A 17,405-nucleotide genomic window follows, 5' to 3' on the forward strand; every position below is an offset into this window, starting at 1 on the left:
ATGAGTTCTATAGAACGTCAAAGCGAGCCGCCGTCCGCCCCTGGCGGGTTCCGGCTGTGGCTTGCGCGTCTGCAAATGGCGCATGGCCGTAAGCTTGTGATAGCACTGCCGTATCTGTGGCTGATGCTGCTGTTTATGCTGCCGTTCCTGATCGTCTTCAAAATCAGTCTGGCTGAGATGGCGCGCGCCATTCCGCCGTATACCGATCTGGTGAGCTGGGCAGACGATCAGCTGTCGGTGACGCTGAACATCGCCAACTTCCTGCAACTAACCGACGATCCGCTCTATTTCGAAGCGTATTTGCAGTCGTTGCAGGTGGCTGCGATCTCAACGCTGCTCTGCCTGCTGCTCGGCTACCCGCTTGCCTGGGCGGTGGCGCACAGCAAATCATCGACGCGCAATATCCTGCTGTTGCTGGTTATCCTGCCGTCGTGGACATCGTTTCTTATCCGTGTTTACGCCTGGATGGGGATCCTCAAAGAGAACGGCGTGCTGAATAACGTGCTGCTGTGGCTCGGCGTTATCGATCAGCCGCTGGCCATTCTGCACACCAATCTCGCGGTCTATATCGGGATTGTGTACGCCTACCTGCCGTTTATGGTGCTGCCCATTTATACCGCGCTGACCCGCATCGACTATTCGCTGGTGGAAGCGTCGCTGGATCTCGGCGCACGTCCGCTGAAGACCTTTTTCAGCATTATTGTGCCGCTTACCAAAGGCGGGATTATCGCGGGCTCGATGCTGGTGTTTATCCCGGCGGTGGGGGAGTTTGTTATCCCGGAACTGCTCGGCGGGCCGGACAGCATCATGATTGGCCGCGTGCTCTGGCAGGAATTCTTTAATAACCGCGACTGGCCGGTGGCCTCTGCGGTCGCAATCACCATGCTGGTGGTGCTTATCGTGCCGATTATGTGGTTCCACAAATACCAGAACAAAACGATGGGAGACCATGCATGAACAATCTGCCCGTGGTGCGCTCCCCGTGGCGCATTCTGATTCTGGTCATCGGCTTTGCGTTTCTGTATGCGCCAATGCTGATGCTGGTGGTGTATTCGTTTAACAGCTCGAAACTGGTCACGGTGTGGGCAGGCTGGTCGACGCGCTGGTACGGCGAGCTGTTTCGCGATTCGGCAATGATAAATGCGGTCGTGCTGAGCCTGACGATTGCCGCCTGCGCGGCGACGATGGCGGTCGTGCTGGGTACGATTGCGGCAGTCGTGATGGTGCGGTTCGGGCGTTTTCGCGGCTCGAACGGCTTTGCGTTTATGCTGACGGCACCGCTGGTGATGCCGGATGTCATCACCGGGCTGTCTCTGCTGCTGCTGTTCGTGGCGCTGGGTCATGCGATAGGCTGGCCATCGGATCGCGGGATGTTGACCATCTGGCTTGCGCACGTGACCTTCTGTACTGCCTATGTGTCGGTGGTCATCAGCTCACGCCTGCGCGAACTGGACCGGTCCATTGAAGAAGCCGCGATGGATCTCGGTGCCGCGCCGCTGAAAGTGTTCTTCGTCATTACACTGCCGATGATCATGCCTGCGGTTGTCTCGGGCTGGCTGCTCGCCTTTACGCTCTCACTTGACGACCTGGTTATCGCAAGCTTTGTCTCGGGGCCGGGTGCGACGACGCTGCCGATGCTGGTCTTCTCCAGCGTGCGTATGGGGGTCAATCCTGAGATCAACGCGCTGGCGTCGATTATCCTTGCGGTGGTCGGCGTCATCGGCCTTATCGCCTGGTTTTTTATGGCCAGGGCAGAAAAGCAGCGACTGCGCGATATCCAGCGTGCAAGGCATAGCTGAAGCGCCTAAAATCTGCAATCATGTGCTCCCAGCGCCGCGTATGACGCGGCGCTGCTTCACAGGGAAGGCGAGATTTGGACATTTTCAGCAAAGCGCGACAATCACACGCCCGAATGAACGCTCCTACGCTGGTACAGGTGGCGGCGATAGCCATTATTTCCACGCGCTGTCTGGATTTGCTGATGCTGTTCAACCTGCTGGGCGTGCGCGGCGTGATGGATTTTATCCACCGCAGCGTGCAGACCTGGAGCCTGACGCTGATTTTCTTCGCAAGCCTGGTGCTGCTGTGTGTCGAGTTTCGCTGCGCATTCGTCATCCTGAAAGGCCGCGCCTGGGGGCGCTGGGTTTTTCTGCTCACCCAAATTATTGCAACGAGCTATCTCTGGGCGGCGTCGCTCGGCTGGGGCTACCCGGAGCTCTTTAGCATCGCTGGCGGCTCGCGCCGCGAGATTTTCCATTCGCTCGTGATGCAAAAACTGCCCGATCTGCTGGTGCTCGGGTTGCTGTTTATTCCCGCCCGTAGCCGACGTTTTTTCCAGCTACAGTAATCCTTCGGCGTGATAGAATCGCCGGTCCGCGTTTTTCTTAAGGTTTTTAGCTATGCACTGCGCACTCTTTGACGCCGGGCGTTGCCGCTCCTGTCAGTGGATTGAACAGCCCCTCGACACTCAACTTGCCGCCAAAATGTCCGAACTGCGCCAGCTGTTAGAGGCGTTCCCCGTGGGCGAGTGGGACGAGCCGGTCAGCGGGCCGGAGCAGGGGTTTCGCAATAAAGCCAAAATGGTCGTGAGCGGGAGTGTAGAAAAACCGCTACTCGGCATGCTGCATCGCGACGGCACGCCGGTGGATTTGACGGGATGCCCGCTCTATCCGGCGTCGTTTTACGCGGTCTTCGCCGCGCTGAAGCCGTTTATCGCCCGCGCGGGCCTGACGCCGTATAACGTCGCCCGCAAGCGCGGCGAGCTGAAATATCTGCTGCTGACCGAAAGCACGCTCGACGGCGGACTGATGCTGCGGTTTGTGTTGCGTTCGACGACGAAGCTTGAGCAGTTACGTGCCGCACTACCAGCGCTGCTCGCGCAACTGCCGCAGCTTAGCGTCGTCACGGCCAATATTCAGCCGGTGCATATGGCGATTATGGAAGGTGAAGAAGAGATCTGGCTGACACAGCAACGGGCGCTCGCCGAAAACTTCAACGGCGTGCCGCTGTGGATCCGCCCGCAGAGTTTTTTCCAGACTAACCCGACGGTGGCGAGCGCGCTCTATGCTGCTGCCCGTGACTGGGTGCGCGCATTGCCGGTAAACCATATGTGGGATCTGTTTTGCGGCGTCGGAGGATTCGGGCTGCACTGCGCGACGCCCGACATGACGCTGACCGGTATAGAAATTGCGCCGGAAGCGATAGCCAGCGCCAGCGCCTCGGCAGCACAACTGGGCCTGCGCGACGTGCATTTTCAGGCGCTGGATTCGACCGATTTTGCCACCGGTCAGCAGGCCGTGCCGGATCTGGTGCTCGTCAACCCACCGCGTCGCGGCATTGGGGAGGCGCTGTGCGATTATCTGAGCCATATGGCGCCAGGCTACATCATTTATTCCAGCTGTAACGCGCAGACGATGGCAAAAGATATTGCGCGTCTGCCGGGTTACTGTATCGCCCGAGTGCAGTTGTTCGATATGTTCCCGCATACCGCGCATTATGAAGTCTTAACGCTGCTGGTGCGGCGGTAAATCCCGGCGTGGCGGGTAAACGACGTTCACTCGCCACGCCAGCGCCACGCGCACCGTTCCTTACCAGTACAGCTTCCAGCTCCGGGACAACCGCGTCAGCGCTTCCATATAGAAATAGTCGCCCCAGCTGCAACATTCGTCCACGCCCTTGTTGCTCGCCAGATGGTAAACCGAATGCTTCAGCAGGCCGTTAGTGTCATCGGTCGGTTTTGCCAGATAATCGCGTGTCAGCGAGGCGAATATCGTTAATGCCCACTGCTCGCACGCGGCGCGATCCGGGTCGGTCGCAGGCAGGTGCTTAATCAGTTCCAGCAGCCCACACACGGTTATCGCGGCGGCAGAGGAATCACGCAGCGCGTCGGTACCCTGTAGCGCCAGATCCCAGTGACACACGCCGTCTTCCGGCAGGCGGTTTAAGAAATAACTCGCGAGCTTCTTCGACAGTCCCACCATTTGCGTGTCGCCCGTATAGCGATAGCTAAGCAGAAAGCCGTAAATTCCCCAGGCCTGCCCGCGTGACCAGCATGAATCATCGGCGTAACCCTGTTGCGTATTGCCGTAGCGCGGTTCGCCCGTCACCGGGTTCATATAATAGGTGTGCCACGACGAGGCGTCCGGGCGCACCAGATACCGCGCCGCCTGATTGACATGCGCCTGCGCCGCCGCGGCGAAACGCCCGTCGCCGGTCTGCTCGCTCGCCCACCACAGCAGCGGCAGGTTCATATTACAGTCGATAATCATCCGTCCGGCCTGCTCCGGGTCATCCAGATTGCCCCAGGCCTGAATGATCTGTGCCTTCGGGTGGTAGCGCTCAAGCAACGCCTCGGCGGCAAGCAGCGCGAAACCGCGCGCCTCGCGGCTGGCGTTCAGCCGCCAGTCGGCCACGCACGAAAGCGTATAGAGAAAACCGAGATCGTGCGTATTGGTGTCATGGCGCCCGGCGATGCGCAGGCCAAACGAACGAACCTGACGCTGCGCCGCCTCGCGAAACGCCTCATCGCCGGAAAGCTCCCAGGCAAGCCACAGCTGCCCGGTCCAGAAACTTGTTGTCCACTCGACATTCTCCGTTAACGGGTAATATCCCTTCATGCAGGTTTCCGCCGGGAATTGGTCGCCAAAGGTGGCCAGATTCTGGCGCAGGCGCGCCAGGACGGCCTCACGGGTTTGTCCCAGCATCTCGCGAAGCGCGGCCAGATCGGGCGTCGCAGGCGGTAAGTTAAACGGTTCGCTGGCGATAGATTGCAACATAACAACTCCTTAAACAGTCGCCTGAAAGTTAGTGTTTCACCGCCGCCGCGGCGTGAGCAGTGCCTGCGCGCTTGCTCTGACAGGCGGAAAGGGTAAAGGCGGAAATCAGCGTAAAGGTGAGGGCGGTCGCGCCCATCAGGATGTAGGTCTGTTCAAAACCGATGCGGTCATAGAGATAGCCTGCCGGCGAAGAAATGACGACGTTGCCAACGTAGAGCATCGCCTGATAACCCAGCAGATACATCGTGGCGTTCACGCGTTTGTCGAAATGCTCGGCGATATATTTAAACACGGACACCAGCAGCAGGCAGATCTCCAGACCGTAGAGCGGTTTCAGTACCGAGATAAGCAAGTGCGAATCACACATCCCGGAGATAATCAGCCGCGCGCCCACCACCAGGCCCACAATCAGCAGGCCTTTTTTGGCTCCCACGTAATTGACGAACACCGGGATCACCATATACATCACGAACTCCATGCCCGACTGCACGGTGCCGAGATAGCCAAAGACGGCGTTGCCCTCCTGGACATCATCAAAGAACGTAACGAAATAGCGCGAAAACTGCTGCTCAGCGATAAACATCATCCACGCGACACCTGCGACATACAGGCAGAATGCCCAGAACTTACGGCTGCGCAGCAGCTCATAGACATCGCTCATGGCGATTTTTTGTTTAGCTATCACCTCGCTTGCGTGCGCGGTGGCGGTGTTCACTTTCAGGCTCAGCAACACGCCCAGCATGATGAGCGACGCGACGCTGCCAAGAATGAAGTTATAGGCGGGCGACAGATTAAACAGCAGGCCGGAAAATGACGACGCGACGGCCCAGCCGAGCGAGCCCCACATGCGGATTTGGCCAAACTCCATGCCGTTCAGGCGGCTGTAGCGGTCGGTATAGGATTCGCAGGCGGCAACCCCTGCATACCAGGCGAAGCTTAAATAAATCGCACCGACGATAATGCCGACCAGCGTACTGGAGACCAGCAGCGGCTGATAAACATAGATAAAAAACGGTGCCATCAGCGCGGACATGCCGACGACAAAATAGAGCAGGTGCTTGCTCATGCCGATTTTATCAAGGATGTAGCCGTAGACGGGTTTCAGCACGACCGAGAAGATCCCGTTAACGGCAAAGACCGTGCCGATGACCGAACCGCTCAGATGCGTCTTCTGACCGAGCCAGATAGCCAGCAGACCGATGCTGGCAGACCAGGTAAAGAAATAGAGAAAGATAAAACTACTGATCTTCACGTATTCCGCTTTATTCGCAGCAGTGATGTTTTTCATACAGTCCTCTCAGGGGCGTTATTTATTGTTGTAGAGCGGGTAGAGGTAAACCTCGCCGTCTGGCGCGTGCAGTCGCAGGCCATCGGCGTCAATCGAAAGCGTTGGCGCGGGCGGCAGCGCGTCTGGTGCGCCGATAACGCCCGCAGCCGCGCAGCACAGCCAGGTGTCGCCCGGGGCGATGGCGCCCGTGAGGCAGGGGATGGCGGCGCATTCGGCAAACATCACGCTGCTGTTGGGCGGCGTAATGACGTGGTCTGGCGCGCGTGCAGTGTCGGGCATGAGATCGACAATCATGCTTGTGCCGTATAAGGCCTCTATGTCACAGCCGGGACCGGCGGCGGCTATTCGCGTGGTCTGCGGCTGCCAGCGCGTGGCGAACCCGCCTTCCACGCTGTGCAGTTCGCGGGCACTGCGGATCTGATGCACGCGGATGTGCCAGGCGCCATGAGGAATAAGCCAGGTGGCAATGTGTACGTCGGGCCACGGGGACCAGCGTGAAAAAATATGGTCGTCGGCCGTTACGACGTCCTCGCACTCGCGGCGGCCGCGGTAGTAGCCGTCGTGCTCGCAAAGCAGCAGCATCGAATCGCAGGCGGCATGTTTAATGCCATAGCGGCCCCGCTCAATGGTGAACCCGAAGTGGCTGGAGTAGGCGAATTTGGTGTATTTGGCCTCGGTATTGACATAGTTATTCAACTCCAGCTGGCCTGCGGTGAGCAGCCAGGCGTGGCGCGAGCCTTCCGAATGCGCGAGGAGTTGCGAGGCGTGAGGTACGGCATGGTGGCCCTCTTTTACCGGCAACGGCGCCTCCTCGGCCTGCCAGAAAGGGTGCTCCTGCGGCAACGCCAGTACCAGAAACACTTTTAGTGCCCAGTACGGTGAGCCGGGCGAGTTGTAATCTTCGCACAGCGCGAGATTCGGGCAGGCGTAGCCAAGTGTAAGAATATCGTCACGATCGAGGATCGGCTGTTCCATCCACCAGCGCAGGTGGCGCAGCACAATGCCTTTCACCACGCCCGGCGAAGCGACCTCAAGCCCGGAAAACGCGACGGCGCTCCAGAACGCCACCATCGCGAAGCGGTAAGTCAGACTGCGGCCAAAGGGAACCGACGCGCCGTCGGCGGCGGAAAACCAGATAAAATCGGCGGCGAACTGGCGCGCGCGTTCGCGAAGCGTGTGAGCGCGTTCAGGATCGTCCTGTGCCATTAGCGTGGCGTAGACCAGCCCGTAGAAGTGAAACGCCATCGAAATGTAGTAATCCTTCGGGCGGCCAGGGCCGTCGGAGTACCAGCCGTCGCCCAGGTAATACGCCTCCATACGGGCGAAGCGCGCCTCCAGCACCTCGCGACGCCACGGCAGACCGGCGCGCTTAAAGCCCAGCTCCACCAGAATCGCAAAGTAGTTCCAGTTGCTGTCTGGCATCTCGGCATCGCCGATTTGCAGCAGCCAGCGGTAGAGGTTGTCGCGTTCCTGCTCGCTAAACCGGGCGGTGAGTTTATCCTGCAGTAGCGCAAGCCCGAGGCCATAGGCCGCCATCTCGACCAGCCGCTGATCGTAAGGGCCGGTTTCGCCCCAGTAGCCCGGGTGATGCGGGTCAGTGCCGTGACGAATTGCCGTGAGGTACTTCTCAAGCTCCGGCGGCTCATCGCCGCCTGCCATCAGTGGAAACAGGCCCCACAGCGCGCGTGATAATCCTTCCATACGAGCAATATCTGGCCCGTAATGCGCGCAGGTCGCGCCGAGCGTAATGCCGGTATCGCCTGCGACAAAAGGCTTATCCAGCCCACGCAACAGCCGCATCAGCAGCGCCACGACTTCGCTTCGGGAAGAGAGCGGGTTATTTGTGTTGTTCTCGCCTGGCATTATTCACCTCATTAATGTGCTTGCATCGCACTACGCTCCTGCGTGATGGGTGCAAGCATAGGTAAGCCGGGCGAAGGCTAAATGTTAGCTGCGTCACAGGGTGGCGCATTGGCTAAGACACTGTTTGAGAAAATTTAAAACTATGGTTTATAACTCCAGTCACCTCATCAAAAATTGAAATCCGTTGCCCTGTGGATACCGCCTGCGAAAAATCGCTGCTGGAGCTTATCTCCCTTGATGACGACATCGTGTCGTTCAGCCGCCTGTACGCCAATTCGATTCGCTATCATCACTGGCATCAATGCCTGGAGCTGCTGTATGTGGAAGAAGGTTATGGCGTGGTGATGGTGGATAACCAGCAGTACACCATGCGGCCGGGACGGCTCTTTATTTTCCCGCCGATGACGTTGCATAAGGTGATGGTGGAAGAGAGCGCGCGCGAGCGCTACCGGCGCACGGTTATTCATCTCGATAATCACGCGGCGCTGCGGCTGCTTGCGCCGTTCGCGCAGCGTCAGGCACGGCTGGAGGCGCTCTGCCAGCGCGGCGCGCGCGCAACGGTGATGGATTTTGCCGAGATCCACGCGCATCTCGACCATCTTTTTACGCTTTACGCGCCGCGGCTTGCGAAGGGCCGCAGTGAGCATGAAGAGGTGGCGAGCTTTCTTATTCACCTGTTAAGCCTGCTGCCGCAAACGCCTGCGCCGCCCCCGCGCGCCAGCAATGCACTCTCGACGCAGGTGATGTTCTGGGTAGAGGAAAACTACGCGCAGAAATTCAGCCTGGAGGCGCTTGCCGGGCAGCTTAATCGCTCGCGCAGTTATCTTTCGCGCCGTTTCCAGCAGGAGACGGGGGAGCATATTCACGACTACCTGACGACGTTTCGCCTGCGCAAAGCCTGCGAACTGTTACGCCACCAGGCGCACAGCGTCGCGGAGATAGCACGGATGACGGGGTTTTCCGACACGACGTATTTCATCAGCAGCTTTCGCAAGCGGCTTGGCGAAACGCCGTTGCAGTATCGGAAATCGCGAAAAAATTAAGGCCCGCATGGCGGGCCTTAACAGGAAGACGTGACGGTTACTGCGGGAACCACTGATCGCTGATTTTCTGGTATGTACCGTCAGCTTTGATGGCCGCGAGCGCGTCGTTAAGCTTTTTCAGCAGCGCAACGTTGTCCGGGCGCACCGCGATGCCAAGACCGGTACCGAAGTATTGCGGGTCGGTGACTTTTTCGGTCGCTGTGCCCAGCTGCGGGTTATTCTTCAGCCACTCGTTGACCACGGCGGTGTCACCGAACACGCCGTCAAGCCGGCCATTTTTCAGGTCGATTATCGCGTTCTGGTAGCTGTCATACGCCACGGTTTTCACTTCCGGGTGTTTATCCTGAAGGTATTTCTGATGTGTGGTGCCATTTTCCATGCCGATGCGTTTGCCTTTCAGATCATCGAAGGATTTAAACGCGCCTTTTTTGGCAATCACGACGGCAGAGTTGGCGTAGTAAGGCGTGGTGAAAGCGACCTGTTTCTGGCGCTCAGGTGTGATGTCCATGCCGGAGATGACCGCGTCATATTTTTTAAACTTCAGCGCCGGGATGAGGCTGTCAAAGGCATGGTTGGTGAAGGTGCATTCCGCCTGCATTTGTTTGCATAACGCTTTCGCAAGATCGATATCGAAACCGACGATCTGATTGTTCGCGTCGAGCGATTCAAACGGCGGGTAAGTGGCCGACGATCCGAAGCTGATTTTCTCTGCAGCGGCGGCGTGGAATGCGACGCCGGCAAGCATAGCGGCCAGAATGATTTTTTTCATGCGTGAAGCTCCCGTCTGTCAATCTTGTTTTATGTCACCGTTTACCCGGCGTGATAACACCATGCCATTGTGTGAATTTATATTCAATAAAAACGTATAAGTATTTTATTTGGCGGGACAGATATGGAGGGCGGCGGGTGCGATGCGTTTACCCGCCAACAAACATAAAACCCTCTTCCCACCGGGAAGAGGGCAGGGTGAAGAGAACTAACTGCGGCGCTCAAACGCCAGTGCACGCCGCTCAATCAGGCGCATCAGCAGCGTCAACAGGCCATTTACGATGAGGTAAATCACCCCGGCGGCGCCAAACACCATCACATCATAAGTGCGACCATACAGCAGTTGCCCATGGCCCATCACTTCCATCAGCGTAATGGTATAGGCGAGTGATGTGCTCTTAAACACCAGCACCACTTCATTAGAGTAAGACGACAGCGCGCGTTTAAACGCATACGGCAGCAGAATAGCGAGCGTATCTTTCCGGCTCATGCCGAGCGCGCCGCAGGACTGCCACTGGCCCTCCGGGATAGCCCGGATAGCACCGTAAAACAGCTGCGTGGTGTATGCCGCTGAGTTCAGCGACAGCGCTACCAGCGCGCACAGCCACGGTTCAGAAAGCACATGCCACAACCACGGATAATTCTGCAACGACGGGAACTGCCCGGGCCCGTAGTAAATCAGGAAGATCTGCACCAGTAACGGCGTGCCGGTGAAGAGCGTAATGTAGCCCCGCACCAGCCAGACCAGCACCGGCGTTTTCAGCGTCAGAATAATCGTCAGGATCAGCGACAGCACCAGCGCCACGGCAATTGACGCTACGGTGAGCGTCAGGCTGGTATTAAGCCCTTTAAGAAGCTCCGGCAAATAATCCAACATCAGCCCGGCCTCCGCTCAAAACGGGTGGCGCGCAGGTCGATGCGCTTGAGGATGTACTGGCTCACAAGCGTGATGACCAGATAAATCGCCGCCGCGACAATGTACCAGGTAAACGGCTCCTGGGTACGGGTGGCGATACTTTTGGTTTGCAGCATCAAATCGTTCACGCTAATCAACGAGACCAGCGCAGTATCTTTCAGCAATACCAGCCACTGGTTGCCAAGGCCTGGCAGCGCGTGGCGCCACATCTGCGGCATCACGAGGCGAAAGAAAATCGCGGATGTTGACAAGCCCAGTGCCTGGCCGGATTCCCACTGTCCCTGCGGCACCGCTTTCAGCGCGCCGCGCAGCGTCTGGGAGGCGTAGGCGGAATAGAGCAGGGCGAGCGCGATAACGCCGCACAGGAACGGACTTACATCGAAGTTCTCGATAGGAATCTGTACGGGGATCGTGGCGAAACCGAGCGGGATCGTAAATCCATCCGAGAGCGTCAGCAGCAACTGCGACGAGCCGAAATAGATAAACAGCACCACCAGAATTTCCGGCAGGCCGCGCAGCAGCGTCACCAGCGCCGTGGCGAGCCACGCGACAGGTCGCCACTTCGCCGATTCCAGGACGGCGAACAGCATCGCCAGCACCAGCCCCAGGCAAAGCGCGCAAACGGCAAGGCCGACGGTCATCCCGGCGGCGCTTGCAAGAGGAAACATTTCGTTCATTCAGGCGATTACTTCTGGAACCATTTGTCGTAGATGGCCTTGTAGGTGCCGTCTTTCTTCACTTTCTCCAGCGCGGTGTTGAATTTCTGCTGGAGATCGGTGTTGCCCTGACGGACCGCAATACCAAGGCCGGTGCCGAAATAGTCTTTATCAGTCACTTTATCGCCGACGGCCGCCAGTTTCGGGTTGGTCTTCAGCCATTCGGTCACAACGGCGGTATCACCAAACACGGCGTCGATGCGGCCGTTTTGCAGATCCAGGCGCGCGGTCTGGTAGCTGTCATAAGGCACGGTGGTGATTTCCGGGTGTTTGTCGGTAATGAATTTCTGGTGCGTGGTGCCGTTCTGCACGCCTACGCGTTTGCCTTTCAGCTGGTCGATGCTGCTGTTTTTACCCTGCAGGCCGACGAACAGCGCGGAATTGTCGTAATACGGTGCGGTGAATAGCACCTGTTTTTCACGCTCAGGCGTAATGTCCATACCGGCCATGACAGCATCCACGCGTTTGAATTTCAGCGCCGGGATCAGGCTGTCGAACGCCTGGTTCGTAAAGGTGCAGGTCGCGTCAATCTCTTTACACAGAGCATTCGCCAGATCGACGTCGAAACCGACGATTTTGTTGCTCGCATCCATGGACTCAAACGGAGGGTAAGAGGCTTCGGTTGCGAAACGGATAGTTTGTGCTGCGGCGGCGGAAAGGCTAACGCTTGCGAGAAGCGCGGCAATCAATACGTTTTTCATTGTCATTATTCCGGTCATCTTCAGTGGGAAAGGTAGTTTTTGAACGCGTCGGTCGCAGGGGCGCTAAAGCAGCTCGCGTCACCCTGTTCGATAATATGTCCATTTTCCATATAGACCACCCGGCTGGCGGTTTTACGCGCCACTTCCACTTCGTGTGTCACGATAACCTGCGTGATCCCGGTCTGGGATAGCTCGCGGATGATGCTCACGATCTGGGCGGTGATTTCCGGGTCGAGCGCGGCGGTCGGTTCATCAAACAGCAAGACCTGCGGCTCCATCATCAGCGCGCGCGCAATCGCCACGCGCTGTTGCTGACCGCCGGAAAGATGGAGCGGATAGCGATCGACGTACGGCGTCAGGCGCAGGCGCTCCAGCAACTTATCGGCACGCTTGCGCGCGGCCTCTTTGCTGAGCCCAAGCACGCGGCACGGCGCTTCGATAAGATTATCCAGCACCGTCAGGTGCGGCCACAGATTGTACTGCTGAAATACCATGCCGACGTTGCGGCGCAGTTCGCGGATGGCTTTGTCGCCCGGCGCTTTCGAGAAGTCGAACTGGTTGCCCGCAATGCTCAGTTGCCCGGAACGCGGCATCTCCAGCAAATTGAGTACCCGCAGAAGCGAGCTTTTCCCCGCGCCGCTTGGGCCAAGCAACACCAGCGTTTCGCCCTCAGGACAGCTGAGCGTGATGTCAAACAGCGCCTGATGCGCGCCGTAGAAGCAGTTTATGCCGTTTAGTTGAATACTCATGCGTAGCAGTTGAATAGCAATTGAGACCGCGAATAGTACCGTTGGCAGAATAGTTATGCAATATTAGTGCGTTAAAACTTAATATTCTCCACATTAACGGCGCAAAACCAGCACGATATAGCGGGGAGAGGGTGGGGCAAGAATAAATGTCGGCAAGATGGCGCTAAGCCAGACGGTTTATCGCACGCGCCCACCCGTTGCGCTTAATGACGCTCCAGCGACTGGCGCAGCGTACCCGCTGGCGCATGAACGGTGCCGCCCAGGTAGCGCACATCATCCACCGTCCAGCACTGGCCTTCGCGCACCATCAGCACTTCATCCAGCCATTTTACGTCGCCGCGGCGCTGCTCGACGCGCAGCGGAATATTACGCGCATCGGTGTTTGGAATGCGTGAGGCGCTGGCGACGCGTACGCTCTCAGGCGCCTCGGTGCGGCTGGAGAACGGGTCTGTGCGTAAAAAGCCGTTTTCAGCATGGTTTTCACGGTTCGATTTATCCAGCAACTGGTAGAGCGAATCGCTTAAATATGGACGCAAATCCGCAAGGCGCTTCAGCCCCTGGCTGCGTTGTTCGATGCGATGCTGATAAAACTGTTCCGCCACGGTATCAGGGCCGCCTTCCACGCACGGGCCGCTACGCGAGCCGATATCCTTAAAGGCGGGCGTGACGGTCGTACAGGCGCTCAGCAGCAGGGCGCACGGAAGAACCAGAGTCAGAACTGAATAGCGCATTTTTATTTCCTTATTCCGGTAAGCAGGACTACGTTTCTTGTCACAGGACTTTTTTAGCATAGCGTATCGCGACCGAATTGCGTCTGGTATCGTCTGCTAACGCATTGATAGCCAAAAGGAGAGAACCATGCAGTTTTCCACTACGCCAACCCTGGAAGGGCAAGTTATCGTTGAGTATTGCGGCGTCGTCACCGGTGAGGCAATTCTCGGCGCGAATATCTTTCGCGACTTTTTTGCAGGTATCCGCGATATCGTCGGCGGCCGCTCCGGCGCGTATGAAAAAGAGCTGCGCAAAGCACGTGAAATTGCGTTTCGCGAGCTGGGCGACCAGGCGGCGGCGCTTGGCGCTGATGCGGTTGTGGGCATCGACATCGACTATGAAACCGTTGGCAAAGACGGCAGCATGTTGATGGTAAGCGTCTCCGGCACGGCGGTGAAAACCCGTCGATGAAGGTGCGTTTCTGGCTGCTGCTGCTGGCGGCGCTGCTCGCGGGGTGCGCGGGCGAAAAAGGGATCGTCGATCGCGGCGACTATAAGGTCGATACGCGCCGCGCGGCGCAGGCGGCATATCCACGTATTAAAGTGCTTGTCATTCACTACACAGCAGACGATTTCGACACCTCGCTTGCCACGCTGACTGACCGGCACGTCAGCTCGCACTACCTGATCCCGGCGAACCCGCCGGAGAAAGGCGGCAAGCCCGTTATCTGGCAGCTGGTGCCGGAGCGTGAACTGGCATGGCATGCGGGCGTCAGTTTCTGGCGTGGCGCTACCCGTTTAAACGACACGTCGGTCGGCATTGAGCTTGAAAACTACGGCTACCGGAAAATCAACGGGCAGAAGCGTTACTTTCCGTTCAACCCGCCGCAAATCGACGTGCTGAGCAAGCTTGCGCGCGACATCATTCATCGCTACCAGATAGCGCCACAGAACGTCGTGGCGCATGCGGATATTGCCCCGCAGCGCAAAGACGATCCGGGGCCGCTGTTTCCGTGGCAGGCGCTGGCGGCGCAGGGGATAGGCGCCTGGCCGGACGAGCACCGCGTGGCGTTTTATCTCGCCGGGCGCAATCCATACGCGCCGGTCGCCGAGCGCGATTTGCTCTTGCTGCTGTCACGCTACGGGTATGAGGTTACGCCGCAGATGAGCGACGCGCAGCGCAAACGCGTGATTCAGGCTTTCCAGATGCATTTCCGGCCCGCCCGTTATGACGGTCTGCCGGATGCACAGAGCCAGGCGATAGCCGAGGCGCTGCTGGAAAAATATGGGCAGGGCTGACCTGCGTGATGAGAGTAAAAGGAGAGGGTGTGGAACGTTTATTTGTCTATGGCACCTTAGGGCCTGGTCGTCCGAACGCGCATGTGCTTGAGCGTATCGGTGGCGACTGGGAAGCTGGCTTTGTCAACGGCACGCTGATGAATAAAGGCTGGGGCGCACAGATGGGCTTTCCGGGCATTGTGCTTGATGGCAGCGATAACCGCGTCGAGGGGTTTGTGTTTGCTTCCGAACACCTTGCTGAACACTGGGCGGCACTGGATGAGTTTGAGGGCGAAGGCTATGAGCGCGTACCGGTTAACGTCGTGACAAAAAACGGTAAGTGCGTTAGCGCGTCGGTGTATCAACTTAAAGACGAAGCGTAACGCCAGAGGCGGGCAGAATACCGCTGCCCGCAAGACCTTTAACCGCGGTGCAGCGTGCCGTGGTCGCGCAGCCACCAGGCCGTGCGCTCAATCCCTTCATCCAGCGACACCACAGGTTTATAGCCGAGCTCGCTTTCGGCGCGGCTGATATCCAGCGTGAAATCAAAATTAAGCTTGGAAACGCCGTAATGGGTTAACGCCGGCTCCTTATGGGAGTGTTTGCTGAGCCGCTCAAGGCTTCTCGCCATCATATCAAGCATCGGATATGGCACCGAGCGGATGCGACAGGAAATCCCCAGTTCATCAATGAGCTTTTGCACAATGCTTTTCAGCGGACGTGCCTCGCCGTTAGTGATGTTATAGGCGCGCCCTGAGGGCAGCGCGTCGCAGGCGCTGCTGCTTGCAAGCCACATCGCATGTACCGCGTTTTCGTGATAGGTCATATCGACCAGCGCGTCGCCGCCGCGCGGCAGCAGCACGCTGCCGTAATGGCGCATCATCTGTACCAGTCGCGGGAAGAAGACTTTGTCGTGCGGTCCGAACAGGCTTTGCGGACGCAGGATCGTAAAACGCGTTTGCGGATTCGCCTGCGCCAGCAGCTGGATCACCTCTTCGCTGGCGGCTTTGCTGCGCGCAAAAGCATTCGCCAGCCGGTGCGGGCGGAAATCTTCGCGGATATCGCGGTGGTGGTGATAATCGAAATAGAGTGCGGGCGATGAAATATGCACGAAATTGCGCACGCCCCACGCAACGGCCCATTCACCGAGGCGACGGGTAGCGCGGACATTCGCGAGATCGAAGGCCTCCTGCGGGCCCCAGGGGGATGTAAAGCTGGAACAGTGCCAGAGCGTATCGATACCGGCCAGCATCGCTTTTGCCTGTGAAGACACCAGCTCGGTCAAATCGGCCTGGATAAATTCCGCGCCCATTTTCTCCAGCAGTTTGCCCATCGCTTCGTTGCGCCCGGTGGCTCTGACCGCAACGCCCTGATGACGTAAATATTCGACCGCGTTTCGGCCTAAACCGCTGGTGGCGCCCGTGACCAGTACCTTCATATCGATCCACTGTGCTGTAACGTGTAGCCGCGCATTCTTCCGTGAAATCAGCGCTGATGCAATGGGAACAACGTAACAATGCGCGTTAGCGCAGCTGAATCGTCCTGTTGCCGCAGCGCTGATAACGGGTTATGCCGCCTGTTGTGTGAAGTCGCGCCAGAGGGCCACGACGCGTTCAAGCTGCGCGCGGTTGACGTCAAGATGCATCACCAGGCGCGTTACCGGAGCGGCGTTAATCAGCACGTCGTGCGCTTTCATAAAGGCGCCAAGCGCCGCGACCTGCGCCTGCGGAACGCTGACAAAGAGCATATTGGTGTCATGGCGACGCACCTGTACGCCTGCATCGCGAAGCGCGGTTGCAAGCCAGGCGGCGTTGTCGTGATCTTCCTTGAGACGTGCGACGTTGTGCTCAAGCGCGTACAGCCCCGCAGCCGCCAGGATCCCCGCCTGACGCATTCCGCCGCCGGTCATTTTCCGCCAGCGAGTCGCGCGCTGAATATACTCGCGACTGCCGAGCAGGAGCGAACCCACCGGCGCACCCAGCCCTTTGGAGAGGCAAATGGTGAAGGTATCGCAATACTGCGCGATATCCTTAAGCGAACAGCCATACTCGACCACAGCGTTAAAAATACGCGCGCCGTCGACATGCAGCGCCAGGCCGCGCTCGCGCGTAAAATCCCACGCCTGCGCTAAATAGTCGCGCGGCAACACTTTGCCATTGTGGGTGTTTTCAAGGCTCAGTAAACGGGTGCGAGCGAAGTGCACATCATCGGCTTTGATCTTCGCGGCCACCTGCTCAAGCGCCAGGGTGCCGTCGCCTTCAGCGTCGATAGGTTGTGGCTGAATGCTTCCGAGCACCGCCGCGCCGCCCGCTTCATACAGGTAATTATGGGCGAGCTGGCCGACGATATACTCCTCGCCGCGCTCACAATGGCTTAACAGCGCCACCAGATTCGCCTGCGTGCCAGTGGGCAGAAACAGCGCCGCCTCTTTGCCGCTTAGCTGCGCGGCATAATCCTGAAGCGCGTTGACGGTTGGGTCATCGCCATAGACATCATCCCCGGTCGGGGCCGCCATCATACGCTCCAGCATTGCCTTGCCGGGGCGTGTGACGGTATCACTGCGTAAATCGATCACGGTTTATCCTTTTCAGTGAACAC

Annotated in this window: 19 protein-coding genes; 8 read left to right on the forward strand and 11 right to left on the reverse strand. The window is 58.2% G+C overall.

All coding sequences use genetic code 11. The features are described 5' to 3' along the window. From potH to rlmC, 4 genes are all read left to right on the forward strand, one after another. Complete coding sequence (gene potH, locus AFK62_RS06760) at positions 1-957, forward strand: putrescine ABC transporter permease PotH (RefSeq protein WP_007664569.1); 957 nt, start codon at positions 1-3, stop codon at positions 955-957. Then, positions 954-1,799 carry a putrescine ABC transporter permease PotI gene (gene potI, locus AFK62_RS06765; RefSeq protein WP_053531798.1) on the forward strand — a complete coding sequence of 282 codons (846 nt, stop codon included), beginning with the start codon at positions 954-956 and terminating at the stop codon, positions 1,797-1,799. Before potH ends, potI begins: the two co-directional genes overlap by 4 nt. 74 nt (positions 1,800-1,873) lie before the next feature. Continuing rightward, complete coding sequence (locus AFK62_RS06770) at positions 1,874-2,347, forward strand: YbjO family protein (protein ID WP_007664572.1); 474 nt, start codon at positions 1,874-1,876, stop codon at positions 2,345-2,347. Between the two features lie 52 nt (positions 2,348-2,399). After that, positions 2,400-3,527, forward strand: a complete 1,128-nt coding sequence (rlmC, locus tag AFK62_RS06775) for a 23S rRNA (uracil(747)-C(5))-methyltransferase RlmC (protein ID WP_007664573.1) — start codon at positions 2,400-2,402, stop codon at positions 3,525-3,527. 60 nt (positions 3,528-3,587) lie between these two features. Here rlmC and AFK62_RS06780 read toward each other — a convergent pair whose 3' ends face one another. From AFK62_RS06780 to AFK62_RS06790, 3 genes are read right to left on the reverse strand one after another with little or no spacing between them, the layout of a single operon-like run. Further along, the gene (locus AFK62_RS06780) at positions 3,588-4,775 is read right to left on the reverse strand and encodes a glycoside hydrolase family protein (RefSeq protein WP_007664574.1); all 1,188 of its coding nucleotides are present in this window, start codon (positions 4,773-4,775) and stop codon (positions 3,588-3,590) included. Positions 4,776-4,803: 28 nt separating this feature from the next. Further along, the gene (locus tag AFK62_RS06785) at positions 4,804-6,063 is read right to left on the reverse strand and encodes an oligosaccharide MFS transporter (RefSeq protein ID WP_007664575.1); all 1,260 of its coding nucleotides are present in this window, start codon (positions 6,061-6,063) and stop codon (positions 4,804-4,806) included. Between the two features lie 18 nt (positions 6,064-6,081). Further along, on the reverse strand, positions 6,082-7,926 hold the full coding sequence (locus AFK62_RS06790) for a DUF2264 domain-containing protein (RefSeq protein WP_053531799.1): 1,845 nt from the start codon (positions 7,924-7,926) through the stop codon (positions 6,082-6,084). Between the two features lie 191 nt (positions 7,927-8,117). Between AFK62_RS06790 and AFK62_RS06795 the strand changes: the two genes are divergently transcribed. Beyond that, positions 8,118-8,969: a helix-turn-helix transcriptional regulator gene (locus AFK62_RS06795; protein ID WP_007664578.1), complete on the forward strand. Its 852-nt coding sequence runs from the start codon at positions 8,118-8,120 to the stop codon at positions 8,967-8,969. A gap of 37 nt (positions 8,970-9,006) precedes the next feature. On the opposite strand, the gene artJ is transcribed toward AFK62_RS06795, so the two are convergent. From artJ to AFK62_RS06825, 6 genes are all read right to left on the reverse strand, one after another. Further along, positions 9,007-9,738: an arginine ABC transporter substrate-binding protein ArtJ gene (artJ, locus tag AFK62_RS06800; RefSeq protein ID WP_007664580.1), complete on the reverse strand. Its 732-nt coding sequence runs from the start codon at positions 9,736-9,738 to the stop codon at positions 9,007-9,009. Positions 9,739-9,945: 207 nt separating this feature from the next. After that, entirely contained in the window at positions 9,946-10,614 is a 669-nt protein-coding gene (gene artM, locus AFK62_RS06805) for an arginine ABC transporter permease ArtM (protein WP_007664582.1), read from the reverse strand. Beyond that, on the reverse strand, positions 10,614-11,330 hold the full coding sequence (gene artQ / locus AFK62_RS06810) for an arginine ABC transporter permease ArtQ (RefSeq protein ID WP_032983909.1): 717 nt from the start codon (positions 11,328-11,330) through the stop codon (positions 10,614-10,616). Before artQ ends, artM begins: the two co-directional genes overlap by 1 nt. Positions 11,331-11,338: 8 nt before the next feature. Beyond that, positions 11,339-12,070, reverse strand: a complete 732-nt coding sequence (artI, locus tag AFK62_RS06815) for an arginine ABC transporter substrate-binding protein ArtI (RefSeq protein ID WP_007664584.1) — start codon at positions 12,068-12,070, stop codon at positions 11,339-11,341. A 20-nt stretch (positions 12,071-12,090) separates the two neighbouring features. Further along, positions 12,091-12,819, reverse strand: coding sequence for an arginine ABC transporter ATP-binding protein ArtP (gene artP, locus AFK62_RS06820; RefSeq protein WP_007664586.1), 729 nt, complete (start codon positions 12,817-12,819; stop codon positions 12,091-12,093). Positions 12,820-13,022: 203 nt separating this feature from the next. Next, positions 13,023-13,550, reverse strand: coding sequence for a lipoprotein (locus AFK62_RS06825; RefSeq protein WP_007664588.1), 528 nt, complete (start codon positions 13,548-13,550; stop codon positions 13,023-13,025). Positions 13,551-13,677: 127 nt separating this feature from the next. Here AFK62_RS06825 and AFK62_RS06830 point away from each other — a divergent pair, with 127 nt between their 5' ends. Genes AFK62_RS06830 through AFK62_RS06840 form a run of 3 tightly spaced genes read left to right on the forward strand, consistent with a single transcriptional unit; the run spans position 13,678 to position 15,190 of the window. Next, the gene (locus AFK62_RS06830; RefSeq protein ID WP_007664589.1) at positions 13,678-14,001 is read left to right on the forward strand and encodes a heavy metal-binding domain-containing protein; all 324 of its coding nucleotides are present in this window, start codon (positions 13,678-13,680) and stop codon (positions 13,999-14,001) included. After that, positions 13,998-14,828 (forward strand): N-acetylmuramoyl-L-alanine amidase, encoded by an 831-nt coding sequence (locus AFK62_RS06835; RefSeq protein WP_053531800.1) that lies wholly within the window; start codon positions 13,998-14,000, stop codon positions 14,826-14,828. Before AFK62_RS06830 ends, AFK62_RS06835 begins: the two co-directional genes overlap by 4 nt. Before the next feature lie 29 nt (positions 14,829-14,857). Continuing rightward, positions 14,858-15,190, forward strand: coding sequence for a gamma-glutamylcyclotransferase family protein (locus AFK62_RS06840; RefSeq protein ID WP_032983910.1), 333 nt, complete (start codon positions 14,858-14,860; stop codon positions 15,188-15,190). 38 nt (positions 15,191-15,228) lie between these two features. Here the strand turns inward: AFK62_RS06840 and AFK62_RS06845 are convergent, their stop codons facing one another. Together AFK62_RS06845 and ltaE are read right to left on the reverse strand one after the other, a co-directional pair. After that, complete coding sequence (locus tag AFK62_RS06845; protein WP_007664592.1) at positions 15,229-16,245, reverse strand: NAD-dependent epimerase/dehydratase family protein; 1,017 nt, start codon at positions 16,243-16,245, stop codon at positions 15,229-15,231. A 129-nt stretch (positions 16,246-16,374) separates the two neighbouring features. Further along, entirely contained in the window at positions 16,375-17,382 is a 1,008-nt protein-coding gene (gene ltaE, locus AFK62_RS06850; RefSeq protein ID WP_007664593.1) for a low-specificity L-threonine aldolase, read from the reverse strand. Positions 17,383-17,405 lie beyond the last annotated feature (23 nt).

Source organism: Cronobacter condimenti 1330 (assembly GCF_001277255.1).
Taxonomy (GTDB): domain Bacteria; phylum Pseudomonadota; class Gammaproteobacteria; order Enterobacterales; family Enterobacteriaceae; genus Cronobacter; species Cronobacter condimenti.

Coding starts and splice junctions, on each gene's coding strand:
- potH (WP_007664569.1), top strand. CDS start 1: ATGAGTTCTATAGAACGTCAAAGCGAGCCGCCGTCCGCCCCTGGCGGG.
- potI (WP_053531798.1), top strand. CDS start 954: ATGAACAATCTGCCCGTGGTGCGCTCCCCGTGGCGCATTCTGATTCTG.
- rlmC (WP_007664573.1), top strand. CDS start 2,400: ATGCACTGCGCACTCTTTGACGCCGGGCGTTGCCGCTCCTGTCAGTGG.
- AFK62_RS06780 (WP_007664574.1), bottom strand. CDS start 4,775: ATGTTGCAATCTATCGCCAGCGAACCGTTTAACTTACCGCCTGCGACG.
- AFK62_RS06785 (WP_007664575.1), bottom strand. CDS start 6,063: ATGAAAAACATCACTGCTGCGAATAAAGCGGAATACGTGAAGATCAGT.
- AFK62_RS06790 (WP_053531799.1), bottom strand. CDS start 7,926: ATGCCAGGCGAGAACAACACAAATAACCCGCTCTCTTCCCGAAGCGAA.
- artJ (WP_007664580.1), bottom strand. CDS start 9,738: ATGAAAAAAATCATTCTGGCCGCTATGCTTGCCGGCGTCGCATTCCAC.
- artM (WP_007664582.1), bottom strand. CDS start 10,614: ATGTTGGATTATTTGCCGGAGCTTCTTAAAGGGCTTAATACCAGCCTG.
- artQ (WP_032983909.1), bottom strand. CDS start 11,330: ATGAACGAAATGTTTCCTCTTGCAAGCGCCGCCGGGATGACCGTCGGC.
- artI (WP_007664584.1), bottom strand. CDS start 12,070: ATGAAAAACGTATTGATTGCCGCGCTTCTCGCAAGCGTTAGCCTTTCC.
- artP (WP_007664586.1), bottom strand. CDS start 12,819: ATGAGTATTCAACTAAACGGCATAAACTGCTTCTACGGCGCGCATCAG.
- AFK62_RS06825 (WP_007664588.1), bottom strand. CDS start 13,550: ATGCGCTATTCAGTTCTGACTCTGGTTCTTCCGTGCGCCCTGCTGCTG.
- AFK62_RS06830 (WP_007664589.1), top strand. CDS start 13,678: ATGCAGTTTTCCACTACGCCAACCCTGGAAGGGCAAGTTATCGTTGAG.
- AFK62_RS06835 (WP_053531800.1), top strand. CDS start 13,998: ATGAAGGTGCGTTTCTGGCTGCTGCTGCTGGCGGCGCTGCTCGCGGGG.
- AFK62_RS06845 (WP_007664592.1), bottom strand. CDS start 16,245: ATGAAGGTACTGGTCACGGGCGCCACCAGCGGTTTAGGCCGAAACGCG.